11 protein-coding genes and 1 pseudogene are annotated in these 19,463 nt (G+C 36.8%); 2 read left to right on the forward strand and 10 right to left on the reverse strand.

The annotated features are described in order from the left end of the window. Nucleotides 1-131 precede the first annotated feature (131 nt). Entirely contained in the window at nt 132-1,586 is a 1,455-nt protein-coding gene (locus IGJ27_RS11490) for a helix-turn-helix domain-containing protein (protein ID WP_178306344.1), read from the forward strand. 137 nt (nt 1,587-1,723) lie between these two features. Here IGJ27_RS11490 and IGJ27_RS11495 read toward each other — a convergent pair whose 3' ends face one another. The 4 genes from IGJ27_RS11495 to tdc all read right to left on the reverse strand — a co-directional run bounded on the left by IGJ27_RS11495 (nt 1,724) and on the right by tdc (nt 9,291). Then, nucleotides 1,724-4,267: an HAD-IC family P-type ATPase gene (locus IGJ27_RS11495; protein ID WP_034700471.1), complete on the reverse strand. Its 2,544-nt coding sequence runs from the start codon at nt 4,265-4,267 to the stop codon at nt 1,724-1,726. 109 nt (nt 4,268-4,376) lie between these two features. After that, nucleotides 4,377-5,696, reverse strand: coding sequence for an amino acid permease (locus tag IGJ27_RS11500; protein WP_178306343.1), 1,320 nt, complete (start codon nt 5,694-5,696; stop codon nt 4,377-4,379). Nucleotides 5,697-5,712: 16 nt separating this feature from the next. Further along, complete coding sequence (locus IGJ27_RS11505) at nt 5,713-7,143, reverse strand: amino acid permease (protein ID WP_010720986.1); 1,431 nt, start codon at nt 7,141-7,143, stop codon at nt 5,713-5,715. 315 nt (nt 7,144-7,458) lie between these two features. After that, on the reverse strand, nt 7,459-9,291 hold the full coding sequence (gene tdc / locus IGJ27_RS11510; protein WP_010720987.1) for a tyrosine decarboxylase: 1,833 nt from the start codon (nt 9,289-9,291) through the stop codon (nt 7,459-7,461). Nucleotides 9,292-9,786: 495 nt separating this feature from the next. Here tdc and IGJ27_RS11515 point away from each other — a divergent pair, with 495 nt between their 5' ends. Continuing rightward, complete coding sequence (locus IGJ27_RS11515) at nt 9,787-11,217, forward strand: helix-turn-helix domain-containing protein (protein ID WP_178306342.1); 1,431 nt, start codon at nt 9,787-9,789, stop codon at nt 11,215-11,217. 234 nt (nt 11,218-11,451) lie between these two features. Here the strand turns inward: IGJ27_RS11515 and IGJ27_RS11520 are convergent, their stop codons facing one another. The 6 genes and pseudogenes from IGJ27_RS11520 to cas9 form a co-directional block, all read right to left on the reverse strand. Further along, nucleotides 11,452-11,811: a DUF1622 domain-containing protein gene (locus tag IGJ27_RS11520; protein WP_010720989.1), complete on the reverse strand. Its 360-nt coding sequence runs from the start codon at nt 11,809-11,811 to the stop codon at nt 11,452-11,454. After that, on the reverse strand, nt 11,801-12,172 hold the full coding sequence (locus IGJ27_RS11525) for a DUF1622 domain-containing protein (RefSeq protein WP_010720990.1): 372 nt from the start codon (nt 12,170-12,172) through the stop codon (nt 11,801-11,803). Before IGJ27_RS11525 ends, IGJ27_RS11520 begins: the two co-directional genes overlap by 11 nt. An 819-nt stretch (nt 12,173-12,991) precedes the next feature. Then, nucleotides 12,992-13,651, reverse strand: coding sequence for a type II-A CRISPR-associated protein Csn2 (gene csn2, locus IGJ27_RS11530; protein WP_438791705.1), 660 nt, complete (start codon nt 13,649-13,651; stop codon nt 12,992-12,994). Beyond that, a pseudogene (gene cas2, locus IGJ27_RS11535) lies at nt 13,641-13,985 on the reverse strand (CRISPR-associated endonuclease Cas2). The gene csn2 and the pseudogene cas2 overlap by 11 nt, the downstream one beginning before the upstream one ends. Next, on the reverse strand, nt 13,982-14,848 hold the full coding sequence (gene cas1 / locus IGJ27_RS11540) for a type II CRISPR-associated endonuclease Cas1 (protein WP_053766204.1): 867 nt from the start codon (nt 14,846-14,848) through the stop codon (nt 13,982-13,984). The pseudogene cas2 and the gene cas1 overlap by 4 nt, the downstream one beginning before the upstream one ends. Further along, the gene (gene cas9, locus IGJ27_RS11545; RefSeq protein ID WP_178306340.1) at nt 14,830-18,840 is read right to left on the reverse strand and encodes a type II CRISPR RNA-guided endonuclease Cas9; all 4,011 of its coding nucleotides are present in this window, start codon (nt 18,838-18,840) and stop codon (nt 14,830-14,832) included. Before cas9 ends, cas1 begins: the two co-directional genes overlap by 19 nt. Nucleotides 18,841-19,463: the final 623 nt, after the last annotated feature.

Below are 19,463 nucleotides of genomic sequence, written 5' to 3' on the forward strand. Positions count from 1 at the left end.
TATTTGATATTGTGCCTTTTTTCATTATACTAATGGTAAGCGCTATCTAAAATAATCAAGTTTCATTATGAAGATACGGCGAAACGAGTGTCTTCCTCACTTGTCATACTTAACAAAGAAAGGTTGATCCGATGTATTCTTTAATGAAAAAAATCATTACTGAAAAAGATATCAAACGCCAAGTCTCTTTAGTGGAACTATTACTGAATCACTCGCAAATAACTGTGAACGAGTTAGCCGAAGCTGTCAATACCACAGAGCGTACGATTTTTTCTGATCTTCAAACAATCAAAACCCAATTACCTAAAGGCTGGCTAATCAATAGTGACCAATCAGGGATTCAACTAAAAAACGAACAGAATCTCCTGACAAATGAACTGTGGGAAATTTTTCTGACACAGTCGATCAGTGTCCAATTATTGAAAGAATTATTAACGATTAAAGAAGTCGCTACCCCCACCTTTTTAGCACGTAACGGCTTGTCTTATGAAACATTGAATCGTCATGTCAAAAAATTGAATCAACAATTAGTCGTCTACGAATTACAGATCGAACAAAACCGCCACCGTTTGTCGTTTTCAGGTGAAGAAGAAACCATTCGGCTATTTTATCATCGATTACTTATGCCGTTTACCCATAACAACTATTTCTTCGAGGATTACTCGATCCATGAATCTCACTACTTCCGGTTCCTCAAACTTTTACGACAAGCTGAGTTAGCTGTTGACACCGAAGAGGTATTCGGGATTTGTTGGTTTTTTATCAACACGATTCGGATCAAAGCTGGTTGTCGAATCCCGACTTCATTGTTTTCTACCCAGGATCAATTATTTTTACTCTATGCTCCTGAATTAGAAAAACTGTACCGAACTGAAGGGGTCTATCTTAAAGATAAAGAAGCAGCGTTTGCTTTTTCCTGTTTTCTTGACAGCTGGAACTATAACAACTCTTACCCGCCTATGATCTTGGATATTTTACACCGTCACCCTGCAGAAACAAACATTCGTGAATTTGTAAATCGTCTATCAGAAAGCTTAGCTATCAAAGAGTTAGAACAAACAAACTTACCGGAAAATTTGATTTTACTACTCCTGAAATACTATGAATCACCGTTATTGATCGAACAAACAACCAAGCAATATCACTATTATTTAAAAGAATATGAACAAGAATACCCAGAGTTATATCCTCATAAATTCGCTTTGTTGCAACAAGTTAAAGAATCGACGAGCATGGTCAAAAAGGTCACCAATGAGACTTATTTCTTTTATTTACTTTCTTTATTGATCCAACAGACACTTTTAGCCGTGCAGCCGTATCAAGCAACGATTTATTTTATTTTTCAAGGGGAACCTTCATGGAAAGCTTTTTTGCAACAAGAATTAAATGCTTATTTAGGAAAACGAGTGATCTTGGAGCCAATTGAATTGAGTCAATTGTCAGATATCACTATCAAGAAAAATGATTTATTAGTTTCAAATATTCCGATCGATACGCCGCCAATGCCTGTCATTTATCTTTCAACGATCCCGACAAAAAATGAATTGGATCGTTTAAGTGACTTATCGTTGCGATCGTATTTGTAACTCACACTTAGTCTTTTTATGCTCTGTCTTAACATCGTTCAATGATCAAGTAACTAACAAAAGCTTATAAATGTCTATTTGGTAATGGCCAAAGAGTACGTTTATAAGCTTTTATTTCCTGTTTGTGGTGGTACTTTTTACGTGGGTAACTCAGCATTTCTTTTTTTGGCGATCATCTTACTGATCCGCTTTTCGATCTCAACGATTACAAAAAGTAATAGAATATTTAGTAAGATCGGTAGTTGCTCTGTCAGGGAAAGACTTGTTGTCCCAATTAGCTGTTGTGCGATCGGTAAGTAAATCACTCCTGCTTGCAAGAGGACTAACATCCCGAGTGACAAGAACAACGCTTTGTTTTCAAATAAACTACGATTCAATGAAGGATCCAGTAACTCGCGGCAATTGATCATATACACAGCTTGAGCAGCTACGATATTTTGTAAGAGCATGGTTTGTTGGAGCGCTTGTCCTTCAAAGCTCATTGCTAGTAAATAAGCAGGAATCATGATCAGCAATGACACATAAAAGATTCGAAACACACTGTAGCGGGTGAGAATCCCTTGCTTTGGATCTCTCGGTGAGCGACTCATCGTGTCCTTACCAGCTTTTTCAAATCCTAAAGCATAGGATAACGTGATCGTAGTAACCATGTTCACCCATAAAATTTGGACAGGTGTCAGTGGTAACGGCTGGTTAACGAGTAGTGCCCAAATAATGACCAGTCCTTGGGCTAAAGCTGTTGGTAAGAAAAAATTGATTGTTTTTTGAAGATTGTCGAGAATCCTCCGCCCTTCTTTGACCGCTTTAGCGATCGTATGGAAATTATCATCACCCAGTACCATGTCCGCTGCCTGCTTGCTCACTTCACTCCCTTTGATTCCCATAGCAATTCCTACATCAGCACGCTTCAAAGCTGGCGCATCATTCACACCATCACCCGTCATTCCAACGATTTCTTCATTTTTTTGAAGAGCATCCACGATCCGTAACTTGTGTTCCGGTGTCGTTCGGGCAAATACATCTACTGATTTCACTTGTTTCGCTAGTTCTTCATCTGATAAGCGATCAATGTCAATTCCTTCTAACACGTTTTTTGTGTGTTTGAGACCGATTTGTTCAGCAATTGCCTGCGCAGTGTCTTTATGGTCTCCTGTGATCATTTTCACCGAGATCCCTGCATTTTGACATTCTTTGACTGCTCGGATCGCACTCTCTTTTGGTGGATCGATAATTCCTGCAATCCCTACAAAGGTCAGTTCATTCAATTGATCATGTCCCAATTCTTGATCAGGAGCAAGTGTCTTATAAGCAAAGCCTAAGACTCGTTGTCCTTTTTGGGCGAGTTTCATCGCTTCCTCTTGCCATTTTCCGACTTGTTTCGGTGTCAAGTTCGCTTTTGCTAGTAATACTTCTGGTGCCCCTTTGACATAAACAATCGCATGTTCCTGTTTGTCATGCATTGTTGCCATGTATTTATAGCTTGAACTAAACGGGATTTTTCCTTTGACTGGCTCCAAAGGTAGTGATGCTTTTGCCGTGTAACGCAGTAAAGCAAGTTCGGTCGGGTTTCCTGTTAATTCGGCCACGTTTTGATTTGCTTTGGTTTGGATCTCTTGGCAGTTTTTCATGATTGCCAACATGGTTTCTTCTTGATCCGTCACTGTTTCGACAACACTCATTTCGTTTTTTGTCAGGGTTCCTGTTTTATCCGAACAAATCACGGTCATAGAGCCAAGAGTTTCCACAGAAGGCAAACCTTTAATAATCGCTTGCTCTTTAGCCATTTCGTTCACACCTAAAGAAAGGATCATCGTGAGTACTGCTGGTAAACCTTCCGGGATCATCGAAACGATCAAAGCAATAATCGTCGAAAATAAGAAGTTCATTTCCAAGCCATATCTAAATGTCGTGAAAAAGAGTAAGAACAAGCTAAGGAAAAGAATCCCACGAAAGATCTGCTTGTTTAGTTGGTTGATTTTTTTAACGAGTGGTGTAGTTTGTTGTTGGACTGATTGTAGTGCCTGATTGATTTTCCCGATTTCAGTGGTATCTCCCGTTTCGATAACCACACCAATCGCAGTCCCTGTTTGAACTAAGGTACCAGAAAATGCCAGATTCTTCTGATCACCGGTTGAGACGGTTGTCGTCAATCGTTCGCTAGTCTTTTCAACTGCTTCCGACTCCCCCGTCAATGCGGCTTCTTCTACCATGAAGTCATGGACCTCAATCAAGCGAACGTCTGCAGGTACAACATCGCCTGCTTTCAACGCTAACAAATCACCTGGCACTAATTCTTTAGCTGGAACCAATTCTTTGATCCCTTCTGTGAAAATCACCGCGTTCTGTCCTAAAAGTTTTTCTAAGCCGTTTAACGCTTCCTCAGCCTTTCGCTCTTGCCAATAACCAACAAAACTATTGACGAGAACGACTGCCAGAATAATACTTCCTTCAATCACTTCTCCTGTAAAAAATTTTAACAAAGAAGCAACCAATAAGATAATCATCAATAACTCTGTCAAATGCTTCAAAAACTTTCGTAATGGACTAACTTTCTTTTTTACTTCTATATGATTATAGCCGTTTTCTTTTAAACGACTGATACGCTCATCTTGGTTTAGCCCATCTGGAGTCGTTTTGAGTGTCTTCATCACTTCTTGGGCTGTTTCTTTATACCAGACCATCGCAATCCCTCCTCTTTCGGTTGTGATACTTTTATTATAGGTAGGAGAGACTTGATTTAACGTCAATTATTTCAGAGGACCCTGAAAAAAATAAGGGGAAAATATCGAATCATTTTGGAGCGGTCTGACGAATCCGTTGATAGATCAAGTTCAAGACACCAAACCAAACAACGGAAACTACGGGAATCACACGAGTAGTTGGTTCAAAAAACAAACTGATTCCTACCAAACCAAAAAAACATAGAATGAGTCGATCTTTCCATTTTTTCAACTGACTTTTCGTTAATTTTAGATGGGCAAATAAAATAGCTGACCAGACAAATAAGAACGAAATCGTGGTCATGCCTGCAAGTAATTGAAATAAAATCCGACTATCTGATACAAAAAAATGTAAACAAAGACCTAATAAAAACATGCCTCCAGTAAATAAGATACCGTGCAAGGGCACACCCTGCGAAGATAATGTTAGAAACCATTTTGAAAGATTTTTTTCTTTTGCCGTATTATATAAGATACGACTCGTACTATAAATGGCACTATTCGTGGAAGAAAGTGAAGCAACCAAGATGATCAAGTTGATGACTCCTGCCCCTTTGCTACAATGAATGAACTGTAACATCGTGACCAACGGACTTTCTTTTAAATCTAAAGATTGCCAAGGAACGACTAACAAAATCGCCACGATCGTTCCAATATAGAAAAAGAGGATACGTGCGGGTAAACATTGGATCGCTTTTTTAAGGTTTTTCTGTGGATCTGCTGTTTCGCCCACCGTTAAACCGATCATTTCAACTCCGGCAAAACTAAATAAAACCATTGGAAAAGCAGCAACTAAGCCGGTTAGTCCAAATGGAAAAATAGTTTGGAGCTGATCAAAATTTTCTCTGACACCAATTTTTGGTGACTTGAAGTACAAAAAGCAAACGCCAATCCCTAAAAGAATAAATAATAAAATCCCAAAAATCTTGATAGTTGAAAACAAGGATTCCAACTCACCAAACCAACGAACCGCAACTACGTTAATGATCACTAAGGCAATAAGTGCGAAGATCCCACTGATTAAAGGAGAGAGTGCTGGTAACCAAAAGCGGATATATAAACCAATCGCTGTCAATTCGGTCAATCCAGCACCCATCCAACATAACCAATACGTCCAGTTGACTAAGAATGCCCATCGTTCGCCTAAATAGTATTGGATGAAATCGCCGATCGATTGAAACTCATTATTGGATAAAAAGAGCTCACCCATCGCATACATCAACCCATAAATAGCGAGGCCGCAAACAAAATAAGTAAGCAAGACAGCAGGTCCCGCCAACTTGATTGCTTTGGCAGAACCTAAGAATAGTCCAGTCCCGATCGCACCTCCTAGCGCAATCATCTGGATATTCCGGTTCGTCAAAGTTTTCTTCATTGTGGTTCTTTCCATCTTACTCACCTTTTCTTTATTCTTGATTCAATTTTTGTTGGACTTCTTGTTCCCATGATGGTTTTCTGATTTTATCAATACATAATGGGGCAATGAATAAGATCAAACTAATCACCGTTACTGCGATAAAGTTGATCAACGTTCCAGCTTGCATCGTCAAACCTACCGAACAGCCAATTGCTGCAAAAAGAACAAGTACAACGATCCATGCACCTAAATCACCCTTGCCACCTTTTTTACCGATTCTAAATGGTCGGGCAAGTTCAGGTTTGGCTTTTCTTAATTTCAAAATAGCAATCCCCATAATGACATATACAATACAATAAATCACTGTCGTGGAGTTCACTAACATCAGAAATGCCTGATTGACACCTGGTATCAACAAATAAAACAAAGCAAAGATCGAAATAATCGTTGATTGTGTTAAGATCACTGATTTTGACACATCAAATTGGTTCGTTTTCCAAAAATTGAATTTTGGTGGATATGCTCCTTTTCTCGCACTTGCAGTGACTGTTTTTGCTGGTCCTGAAGCCCATGCAGATAATTGGACAGCTACACCTACAAAGACTAATAGACTGAAAATATTAACGATGATATGTGGTAATCCTAGAATCTGACAATAGATTGAAATGGATTGCGCAATATTATTCAACTCCATTTGGCCTTTAGGTACCACATTTGCTACGACTAACGCATTCAACGTATTCACAAAGAAGAGAAAAATCAATGCAGCAAAGATCCCTTTAGTATAAGTTTTTACAGGATTTTTCAAACGGGTGATGTAGACAGATGACATCTCGATCCCCGTAAAGATAAACATGATTGGTGCAAAGTAAACGAATGATTTCGCTGTTTCTGCATCAGGGATCAATTTAGCCCAAGAAAAATGACCTAATGTTGCATGTGGTTGGATACCGACTTTGATCCATGAAAAAATACCTAAAAGAAGCATAATTGCTAATGGAATATATAGACCTAACCAAACACCGATCTTCCCACCAATTTTAGCCATATCAAATTTCAAATTTAATAATGTAATGATCCAATACACGACTAGAATAACGATCAAAGTAAATTTACTGTTCAACCCTAAAGGAACGTTATCAATCATATTACCCAATAAAGGTGCTAGCGCTGAAGCGACCATCACCATCCCTGGAAACATTTGGACCCATAAAAGCCATGAGACAACAAAGCCCCATTTTCGTCCTAAAGAATTTGAGACCCAGAGTTCTGGTCCACCTTTTTGGGGAAACATCCCAGCAAATTCACCTGAGATCAACGAAATAGGAAAAGCATAAAATAATACCGCTACAAGCATATAGAAAAGCATCGTCCAACCCGTGGCTGCAACATCAGGAATGTTCCGAACACTAGCAACTAAGGCACAAGTCATACCGATGAATGTCAGTGTAGTGATTTGTGAAGTTTTCGAATCTGTCATTGTTATTTTCCTTCTTTCCATCAACACAGAATAAACTATCTAATTTGAACGTTACAGGGGGGAAAAGCTATGAACGAAAAAAATTAATGGCAGTATTTCATTTTGAAAAAGAACTGCTTGCGTTTATCCGATTACTCACTAGTCTTCAACTATCTGAGTTTGACATAATCTTGATATCTTGAATCGGAAAAGCGTTTGAACATCCACTCTTTCTACTCTGAATACAACAATTCAACGTGCATCATCTATCTTCTTTGATCATAGCTTCCTGTAACACCGTTCTTCACTAGACAGTTTATCGGTTAATTTTTATTGTTATAAGATTTCATTGAGTGTTTTTTCCATGGCTTTGGTAATGCCTTGCGTATAGAACTCGAAAATCTTGTCATCATTAAGATATGGTGTCATAATTGCCGCTCTTAGCAATGTCACTTTTTGTTCTTTTTGCCATTCTTCTTTCGAAAGACCTATCCGTTCAATGAAAGGAAGTGGGGAATCTCCATATTCTTCTTTCATAAAGGTCGTATGTGAAGTAATGAAATGTTCACTATAAACATCCCCTTCCATATAAGAAGAACGATTGAACATTTTTTCATTCAATTCATTGATCGTTTTTAAATCCGTGCATCCTTTGACTTTAAATACCCAATTGACCATATTAAAATCTGGATGATTCAAAGGATAAACTTCAATCGTTTTCCCTTTGATGGTAAAGCTCAATTGTTCTAAAAATGCTCGGAAACGTTGAGCTGCTTCAATCGAGGCACCAATCAATTGACCATAACCAGTAATGTTCAATGGCAATACACGATGGGCAGTCCAAACAGCAGCAGCCGTTGCCCCGGCTTTTGATCCTTCTAAAATATAGGCGCCTAACATGTCCGGTGCTTTTACTGATTTTTCAAAAACATAAGGAGCAAAATAGGAAATAATGTTACGCATTTCTTTGTGTTTGATTACGATACCTCCAGCAGCATAAGGAACATAGCCCATTTTATGCGGATCGATCGTGACCGAATCTGCCTCAGAGATTGCTTTGAACCCATCGTAAACACTTTGATCAATGGAAACATCATAATTAAATACATGATGTTCTTCAAAAAAGTCTGGCAGAGATTCATAAGGTACAAACTCGCCTGCTTCATTTAAGAACAATGCACGTGCATACCCGCCATAAGCTGCGTCAACGTGAAGATAAAAATAAATTCCTTCTTTATATAATTTTTCTCGCAATTCGACGATTTTATCTACACTATCCACTTGGCCTTCTTCCGTAGTCCCAACGACCGCTACCACACCTAGGACTGGAATCTTTTGTGCGGCTAATTCACGGATCGTTTTTTCTAAAATAGCAACATCCATACGATAATCTTCTTGAACTGGGATAGCGATCATTTGATCTAACCCAATCCCGCAAATGTCTAAAGCTTTCATCCATGAATAATGCTTCGTTTGTGGCACTAACCATTTGCCAAGTTCTTGGAGGTGTTTCCCACTACGAGATGAAGCTGCTTTGACAGCATCTAATTCTTCATCACTGAAGGTTCCAACCATTTCTAAGATTTCTTCGACAGAAAGATTCAATAGTTCCCAATCTGTTTTATCTTTGACTTTTTCAGGATAAACTTCCTTCACTGCAAGGGGAATAGATTTGATACAACGTGCATACCAAAGACCTTCAAGGTTTGCGATCGAGCCATCTGCTGTAATATGACCCCAGCCACCGGTCATATTGAATAAATCAGCAAAATCTTGCCCTACTTCTGCCTCCATTTGTGAAGTTGCCATAGAAGATTCCAATGCCACATTATTCGGATTCCAAAGCATAGCAAAGTTATAAGCAAGCAAGGCAGGCATCAATGTCTCAGCGTTCATTTGACCCCAATAACGCCCAGCAGAATGCCAAGGGATTGATCCTGCACGCATCCGTTGACTGACTTCATCCAAGACTTCCACCATATGCTCACGAGTGGCGATATATCGAGGTGCTTGTTTGTCGGCTTCACTAATGGCTGCAACGTCACCAGGAAGATAATTCTCTCTCCAGCCTAAATGTTCATCGACCATCTTGTTCAATTGCATTTTGTAAAATGCGCCATTTTCTGATTTGTCGCCAATAAAGACGGCTTTGATATCCATATCTTTCATGTCTATTACCTCCATATTGTTCTCGTTGGCCAACGATTTTGTAACTGCAGATGAAACCATCCATCTGTATCACACTACTGACTATAGAACAAAAAATGAGATAATTTTTTTTATAACATTGTAAAATAACCCCTTTTTTTAGAAAAAAATAAAGAAAGTCTGATTTTTCAGAATTTTCTACTCATAATAACGAATATTTTATAAAAACATGAGATAAAAAACTGTTGTTTCTTAAGTGTGTTTAAAAATAAATACGTATATTAAAAAAATAATTATTTTATTTATCCGTTTACTCATCCATTTTTTACTTTTATTGTATTTTTTTCACAAGGATTTTTTCTCTTTATATTTTTATAAAACATCGTTTTATAACAAAAAAGCTTGTCAACACAAGCTTTTTCATTCATATGAAAAAAAATAAAGGTGTTTTAAACTTTAAATCATGGCATAATGAATGGTACATTGTTCAACCATCTACAAAGCGGAGGAGTTTTAATGTTTGAAGACTATTTGGAAAAAAATATTTTACGCCAGTTATTTCTTTGCGGTCAATTCTATCACAAAAAAGAAATCGATTTAGACGAACTGTCACATTTATTACAAGTCTGCAAAACAACGTTACTCAATGACATCAAAGCGATTCGAACTGAACTCAAGGATGAGATCATCTATAGCCAACGAGAAAAAGATACTTGTTCCTTGTATTTTGATCCTACGATCCCTCGTTTTCGCCTGATACAAAAATTAGCACGCCCTTCTTTATTTCTTAAAACTTGTCAGTTATATCTTGAAAATGAACCTGATTATCTCCAACTGACTGAAATCGAGTATATTTCTGTTAGCAAAGCGTATTCATTAAAAAAACAAGTACTTGCTTATTTTGAAGATTGTGACATTCAAATCCAACACCACTCTCCACGATTTACGGAGATCGAACGTCGTTTATTATTATTGAATGTGACTTATCGAACGGGTACCTTGAAGATCCCAACACTTCCAGCAGACTACTTCCTGGCAATAGATGAATTTATCGAATCGGTAACCTTTAATAGTAGGCGTATCTACGATAAAGACAATCGTGAGATCTTACGTATTGGATTGTTGATCAGCTATTTGTCTCAAAAAAAGCATCCCTTATCGATTGAACAAGATTTTATAGCCGAACTTCAAAAACGCCCCATTTATCAATATGTGATGGATGCATGGCATACAACTAAACTAAAACATTATTATCAAGAAAATGAAGTATACTTTGCTTTGATCTTATTTAATCTCAGTGATTATGGCTTCAATTCTTACCAAGCAATCGAAGAAGACTTCTGTCACCTCCATCAAGTTTTCATTGAAGATAGCCAATCAATCAAGCAACTGATTACCCAGTTTGAAAGCTATTTCAATCGAAAATTCATCGGTAACCGAGCATTCGAACGCGCTTTAATTCGTTTGATGCGCACCGCATGGGATAATTATCAACTCTTTGTACCTGAAAAATTTTATCTTTTGTCCCCAGAACAGCAATCCTTATTAGCCGAAATACAGCCTTTATTCAACCAATGGTTAGCCCAATTACCTTATAGACTACGACTTAAAATCAATTGTTTGGACGCTTTCGTTATTGAATTAAGTGGCATTTTACGCATTAATAAAACAAAACTCCACGTCCGTATCGTTACCAACTCAGACGTAAAATATCTGATTTACCGAGAAGCCTTAGAGTCCGTCACTACTTTCGATATGGAAGTCGATCCCGTTGTTTATCAGCACTTAGACGAAGCAATAAAAAGTGCTGCACAACAAGAAAACACTCGGATTTTATGTGAAAAAACTCTCTATACGCCAGAAGCAGAACAGTTTCCGACAATTGTTCCCGTTTCCGTAGACACAATTGAAAAATCGATTGTCTGGGCAGTTCAAGCAGTTCGATAAGCCGTGCTGGGAAAAAACGGCGTATGCTTCGCTGAAAGCCAGCTTCCAGTGAAGAAACCAAGTTGTTAGCACAACTGTCTAATAACGTTCGTTCTATAAACTGGCTGATGTTAGGCAATTAAAAAGCAAAACAAAAAATCTCAAAACATGGAAAGTCGTTTTGAGATTTTTTCTATATTGCAAATGTTTCTACGTTGGCGCACCATAATAAACTAATTGAGTGATACTTATAACTTATTGTCGTGCATCCGAGCCGATTTCTTTATTTAAAAAGAACGAAATGATCGTTCGGATCACAACCAAAGCAGCTAACTGGAAGACATCTTCCAAGGTTGGTTTGATAATGGACTCAATGATACCAGCTGAGATCAGGACTTCTAAACTCAACAAGATATAGCCACCTAACATTTTTTTGATTGCATTGTTTTGGTTAATCCGCTCTGCTTTGATTCTTCGTTCCGTAAAAGAAAAGTAGAGAAAATCTTTGATAGCTAACCAGGCACCCCAGAGAATGATTAAAATAGCAAAAACGTCTAATACGATGACTAATAGTTCCAAATAAGGGGCAAGTTTCTCGATCAAATTAATTTCCATTATGTGTTCCTACCTTTACTTGCTTTTTATCTTGTGTTTCTAAATTCAAGAAATAGGAAATAATCGTTCGAATAATGATGATCACTGCTAATTTTAAAATATCTGTCCAAGTTGGTTTGATAACTGATTCAATGATATCTGCTACCACTAGCACCTCTAGACTCAGCAAAATATAACTAGCCAATAATTTGCGTACTTCCGCATTTCGGAAATTACGCTGTTCGTAGTCTTTTTTCAGTGGGTGCCAGTCAAAAAGATTTTTTAAGACTAAAAAAATCCCTACCAGCAAAATAATGATTGAAGCAATATTCAAAATTGCGATCAACCAGTCCAAATAAGTTATCAAATTTGTATCAAACATCTCACTGTCCCCTCTCACATTCATTTTAGTTCACGAACAAATGCCTACTGTTTGATGATAGAGAAAAAGCACGAAATTAGCAACTCATCTTTTCTTTGAGAAAATGAATTCGTTTCAATGTTGATAAGACTGAACAATTGTGTCCTGTTCCGTAAACATACCCATTCATTTTTAAAAGGCACGATTCCCCCTTTCAATGATCAAAACTTAGCAGATTCAACAACCGAAGACACTTTCCTATATATAAGTAAAAAAAGAGCCTACTTTTCATGATAAAGTAGGCATCTTCATTCATTCAAAACAACATAACTCTAAAGCTACCTCTTATCATAGTTGATGAGGTCAGCACTCAAAATAACACAAAACTAAAACAGCGATCGAGTAAAGCACAACGCTTCTACATTTTGGAAACATTCAAAACAACATAGCTCTAAAACACTTTCCACTTTGTTGTAAATAAGGCAATGGTTTTGGAAGCATTCAAAACAACATAGCTCTAAAACCGTCCACCAACGAAAGCAAGCATAAAAAAAGTTTTGGAAGCATTCAAAACAACATAGCTCTAAAACCTGTTAATAGTTTAGTTGCTAACTTTACTTGTTTTGGGAGCATTCAAAACAACATAGCTCTAAAACAATGCAAATTCTTCTGAAGGTAATGCGGTTGTTTTGGAAGCATTCAAAACAACATAGCTCTAAAACCTCGCAGAAAAAATTTTTTTCTCACAAGATCTCGTAATCGCGCTACTCGTCCATAGCAAAACTTTCGTCTTGAATGCTTCATTCATGCTGTTTTTTTGTTATTTTGATTGTTCTTATTTTACCACATTTCTTCACACAAAAAATAGTCTTGATCTAAAACAGTTTGCTTCAATCCTTTTATTTTTCGTGGTTCGATAAAAAGGACAGGCATATGACACAAAGAAATATATTCCTGTAGTTCAGCCATTTCTGTGGTTGTTAAGTACGCTCCAACATTAATAAAAACCAAGTATTTCTTTTTCACTAGATACTTATAAATCTGTAAAATCTCCATTATTTTTTGAAAAATTGATTCTGGTTGCGTCGTAATTCTTATTTTTAATGCTTTGAATAGCTCAACCATACTCATTTCTTTACAGACTAAATCTAATTCATGTTCTAAGAGTTCCTCACTAATCCATTCCTGAACCTTGGTGGTTAATTGATCAATCCTTGATTTTAGTTCGATGTTTTCATTTAATTGTTGCTCTAAGTCAGCATAGATCAGCTTCAATGTAGTCGGAGCTTGGCTATCAAAACTTAAGATATCCGTCACAACCATCAATTCTGATGGTTTGAGTAGCTGTAATTTATCATTGAAAAACTTTAACATGCTATTTTCACCATACTGGTAAACTCCATGAACGACTTTTGAAAAAACTTCCACATCTTCAATTACAAAAATCAGCGTTTTTTCAAAGCTTATCGGTTGTTCTAATAAAGAAAAGCTAAGGTTCATCCTCCACATCCTCTCCTAAAAAAATGACTCGTTCGTCTGAATTAGCTGGACTCAGGTCTTTTTCCCCACACAAATAAACCATTCGTGAAAATTGTTTTTCAGTGACCGTTAGTAAGGTAACTAAGCCCTTTTTAGGATGATGGGCTTTTAATCGACCGAGCATCGCTTGATTAGCAGTACCGTTCAACAACAACTTACTATATACTGAAAATTGATGCATGATAAAGCCTTCACTCAGTAAAAACTTTCTGAACCTTCGATAAACTTTTCAATCATCGCTCGTCTCTGTCGGCAGATCAAACATTAATAACATTCTCATGTAACGATAACTCATATTCCGAAATAAGGAACTCCTTTCCCTTCATTATTCAATGTTTTAATCGTTTTATTGGTGTAATCCGTCACGATATTCGTTAAGAACATTTCTTTTTTCCCATATAAATACTTTTGTGAAACCAAATCAAACAGCCTTCTTTTGATAATTGGGAAAGGTTGATCACGATATGTATAAACAATTTGATCAACTAGCGGACGAAATGGTTCCATCAAGTCACTTGCTAGATTAAAATCATTAAATTGGTTCGCATGTTTTAAACCGAATTGTGTCATACAACCATTTTTAACGATTTCTCTTGCAAACAAACTCATTAGCAGCGTATAACCATAATCTAACCCCGCATTGATTTCATTCGACTCCTCCCGCGTGAATTGATTACCAAACAACGTTTGAAAGTAGATTCTTGCCGCATGTCCCTCACGATTTGTCGGATCAAATGTTTCCAATTCTTCTGATAACTTGGAAAGCGCAGATGCCTTTTCAACAAAATCATTTTCTTGTAAAAAACGACATTGGTTATGGATCTTTTGGGCAATGATCGTTGTCCAAACTACGCCCTTCAAGTCCGATTCCCACTGAATTTGTTTAGATAACTGCAAACTACTATCATGTCGCCCATAATAGGAGAATAATTGCGATGACGGCAATCGCTTGTCATCGCAAAATATCACTAAGATTTTTTCATCTGTTAAACGCTTCAACAACATTGTCGTGATCGTGATATCGGTAGTTTCTAAAATAAGGATATCGATCTCAGACAAATGGATTTTTTCCGTTTGTTGCGCATTTTTAAACACTAGATGATTATTTGCATAAGTCAGTTTAGAATGGGTATTGATTACTACTGTTCGCCAGCCCATAAATCACCCATCCTTATCCTCGTTTCGTATAAACCAGTGACCGACTGGTAAATGATCGTAGCATCCCAAATCTCCGTTAAGCTGGTATAACGTTTTCGAGGGATCGTTACTCCGAAAAATTTAAAGTCTGCTGGAGCACCTATCGCATTGAACTGTAGCAACTGCAAAAAGGATTGTGCGATCATCGAAATCTCTCCATATTTGTTTTCTTCATAGAGTTCTTGAATTCGCTCTATGTTTTTATCCGCAAGTGTATACTTTTCTGCAAAAGCGAGAACTTCGGTTAAGATGGCTGAGAAATCAGAAAGATGAGTATTGACGTAATCAAAACTTTCTTGATAGGTGATTTTGTCATAATGTTGCACATGGTATAACAAGGTTACTAATTGGTCCGATAAGATGAAAGGATTCCCTTTTTGCGACTCCTTGTGACTTGCCAGGAATCTTCTGCGCCCATTATCAAACTCAAACAAGGTATATTTTGGCAATTTGATAAACTCTGTCACCTGAGGAAAGCCTTTGTCTTTTAAAAATGTAGTCGGATCTTTTTCAAAAGCCGCTTGTTCCATGATGGTAATTCCTTCAATTGCCTTGGTTTTCTTTTGTGTCTTCCCTTTGGCATAAACAAACGCAATGGCATAGGCAATGACTGGACTTCCAAAACCACCGTACTTCGTCACATCCCAATTATTTTTCCGTTCGATCAGTTTATCAGGTTTTTCTTTTGAATTGACCGTTTCCTTATAGAAACCACCTTTTTGTTGTTCGACTTTTTTCACTACATTCACTTGATGGGAGCTAAGAACTTTTTTGATCCGTGGGAGATGATGGCTTTTTTCCCAATAAATTTCCCCATTTTCATCGCAAAACGGTTCGTCTGATTCAAGGAAATTTAAAATATTGGAATAAAATTCTTTTTTAGCGGTAGCTTTATTTTCTCTTGCTAAACTATATTTGACATACTTTCCATAGACAAATTCAGGTGCTAATTTAGGGTACCGTTTTAACAAAACATTCGCAATAAAACCATTTAAATACGCATCATGCGCATGATGATGTGGATTGATCTCACGTACTTTATAAAGCCCAAAAGTTTGTCTGAATTGGCTCGTCAATGTTGCTTTTAGCGTAATAATCTGTACCCCATCACAATCTGTTCCTTCCTCTTCCTGATTAAACGATTGATGTAAAATATTCGCAACATGTTTCGTGATTTGTCTCGTTTCGACTAATTGCCGCTGAATAAAACGGGCTTTATCCTCTGGTGTCAGTTCAATTTTGGTTAAATACGCATATTTTTTTGGACTAATCAATTTGGCTTCTTTCAGTTGATTCCAAAAGATCCGTTGCTCGTTGACTATTTGTTTACTCGGCACATCGTCTCGCTTCTTTTGATTTTGTTTACTAGCAACTAACACCTTGTTATCAATAGAATTATCCACAATAAAGCTTCTCGGTATGATATGATCCACTTCGTATTGGTGAAGATTCTCGATTTCTAGCGGTTCTCCCGTATACATATCTCTGCCATTTTGCAAATAGTACAGGTACAACCGTTCTTTTTGGAGCGCTTTGTTATCTGTTGGCTGTTCTTTTAATAACGTGCTTCCTATCTGTTTCAACCCATTTTCTAAAGCTTTAAGACGTGGTTTCGTCCGATGCGTTTTTTGGTTTTCTCTTGCCATTTCGATCACGATATTCTTTGGTTTGTATCCAATGATCGCAATCAGTTCTTCCACGATTTTAAGACTTTGCCAAATTCCTTTTTTGATCGCCGGACTTCCTGGTATGTCTTGTATGACGTCAACTAATGATTTATGTTTAGAAAACACCGTTGCTTTTGCAATTTCTTCTTTAAAAGATAGATGCTCATCATTGATCAGCTGCATCAAATTACGGTTACGGTTAGCCGGAACGTCATCATCGTTGATTAGATAATCAAGGATCGTTTTATTCGTTTTTCGATCTCTGATGCCATGGATCAATTTAGCTGAGAATCTTCCCCAGCCAGTATAATGTTTTCTTGCAAATTCTTTGAGCAACTTTTCACCGAAGACTTCTTGATACTTACTTAATTGATGTTTAATCATTTGCCGGTCTTCAAAAATGGTGAGTATTTTTACGATATCCTCAAAAATCGGTTCCATTTCGGGTTGTTCCAACCACTCTTGCATGGCTTTTTGGTTTGTTTTTGCTAATTTCATAAAATCATGATACGTGCTATACGAAGCATTAAATGCTTTTTCAATACCAAAAATCTGGGCATTTTCAATATGGTAATGCGTATACAAAAAGTTTTGTAATTTTTTGACAGTGATTTTCCCTCGCTCTTTTTGAAACAACTGTTTAAAAATCTGCTGTTTCTCATCACCGGAAAAATACTGTTTCACACCTCGTTCATCTTTATAGCTCACTTTGGTTAGTTCATTGAAAATCATATATTTTTGATAAAGTAAGCTATTTTTAGGAAGTACTTTTTCTGTCGGTAAATACGTATCTTGCTTTGTCATTCTTTGAATAAAACGCATCGCTGATTTTTCGATATCTACGACTTCTGAAAAATTCCACGGATTGATTTTTTCAGCTGTTTTCCGCTCGATCCAAGCAAAAGAACTAGCCTCTTGTTCTTTTGCCAAAGGACCGACATAATAAGGGATTCGAAATTTGAATAACGCAATGATTTTTGGTCCTGCTTCTTCTAGAAATGGATAATGTTGTTTTTGTTGATCAATGATCGCTTTCAATTCTATTAGATGTACTTGATGAGGAATAACCCCATTGGTATAAGTACGTTGTTTCAATAAAAAGGTTTCTTGATCGATTTTTTCTAGAAAAGGCTCACTTCCTACTACCCCACTTAGCTCTTTTTTGACGAATTTATAAAATTCTTCTTGGGTTGTTTTTCCTTTGATATAACCAGCATAACCATTTTTGGTGGTATCTTTGAAAAAAACCGTTGCTTTTTGCGGTACGTTTTCTTTCACGAATTGTTTGAATTTTGCCAAATCAGCTTTATGCCGTTCATACCGTTCGACCATCCCTGAAGACAGTTTTGCTTGCGTATGTTTGACAGTTGAAGAAATAATCTCTGATAATAAGATCGCATCATGGACTTTCTTCGCTTGCAAAAAGATATCTAGGTACTCATCACCGATTTTTTCTAACAAAGACTCCAGATCTTCTTCATAGGTTTCCTTTGAAAATTGGAGTTTTACTTCTGCTTCCAAATCAAATATACGTTTAAAGTTTGCTTGATTCCCAACGATCAATTTTAAACATTGAGCAAAAAAGCTGTTGATTTTTTCTGTAGGATAATATTTGAGGATTTCTTCCACTTTTTTCGTCTTCGATAATTTATCTGTCAAAATAGTTAAAACGGGTTGGTGAATGATCAGTGGTTGATCTGATTGTTTGCCATACTGTTCTAAAAAAACACGAAAACTTTCTTCAATAGAGGTATTCTCCGTATCCAAGTCTCCTTCAAACAAAAAATGACCACGATATTTCAATAGATGAGCCAATGCCAGATAAACCAATCGGAGATCTTCTTTTTCCGTTGAATCGACTAACTTTTGGCGCAAATGATAGATTGTCGGATATTTTTGATAATATTCTTTTTCTTCCTCTAACGTGGGGAAAATCGATGCTGGTTTGTATTGTTTTTCTTCTGGAACTAAGAAGCTTTCTTCCAAACGTACAAAAAAGCAGTCATCTTGTTTGCAGAGTTCTTCAGCAAAAAGATCTTGTAATTTGCTGAGTCGATATTTTCTGCGAGCCAATCTTCGGCGATTCGTTCGCTTAGTTCTTCTAAACTCCGCTGTTTGACCTTCATCAAATAATCGTGCGCCCCAAAAATTTTTTTGATTTTCTTTTTTTTCAGTATTTCCGTGAACGCTCATTTTCCTTTTCATTAATTGATAATCATCTGTTAGTACCGCCCAGCCCACAGAATTGGTTCCTATATCTAAACCAATCGTATAGTCCTTTGTCATTCACTATCCATCCCTTCTTTTAACATTTACACAACTTAGCAAGTTGTCTTCTTTACAATTGCCAACCATCATGAATAGTTAGACAAAGTGATTTTCTTTTTCTACTTGTAACTCTTTGGTATTATGCTATAATCAATTTGTTGGTAGCATTCAAATCAACATAGCGAGTTAAAATAAGGCATTGTCCGTTATCAGCTTTTAAAGCAAGCACTGTCTCGGTGCTTTTTTATTTTGCCTTTTTTTGTTATATATAGAATTTTTAACAGTTTTACTATAACACAAAAAATTTATGCGATTTTTATTTTTGAAAGCATTTTATTTAGAATTTTGATTTTAAAATCAAATTTAATAAAACTTTTTTAAAAAAATAATTCTAATTATCTAATGATTCATCAGATATAAAATAACACAAACCTCTTACATATCCTTTCATTGCTATCTGGCAAACCATTCTTTCCAGATTTTCTGCCAATCTTGATTTCCTTCCCAAGCTTTCCATTTTTTCAGCTGACCAACTTTTCGATTCCATTGACTTACTTTTGCTCAAAATTAGACACTCTGTTCAATCTGTCCAAAGTTTGGATATTTGGTTACCCTATCATTTGGCAATTAGAATGAAAGGT

Source organism: Enterococcus sp. DIV1726a (genome assembly GCF_051710985.1).
Taxonomy (GTDB): domain Bacteria; phylum Bacillota; class Bacilli; order Lactobacillales; family Enterococcaceae; genus Enterococcus_B; species Enterococcus_B hirae.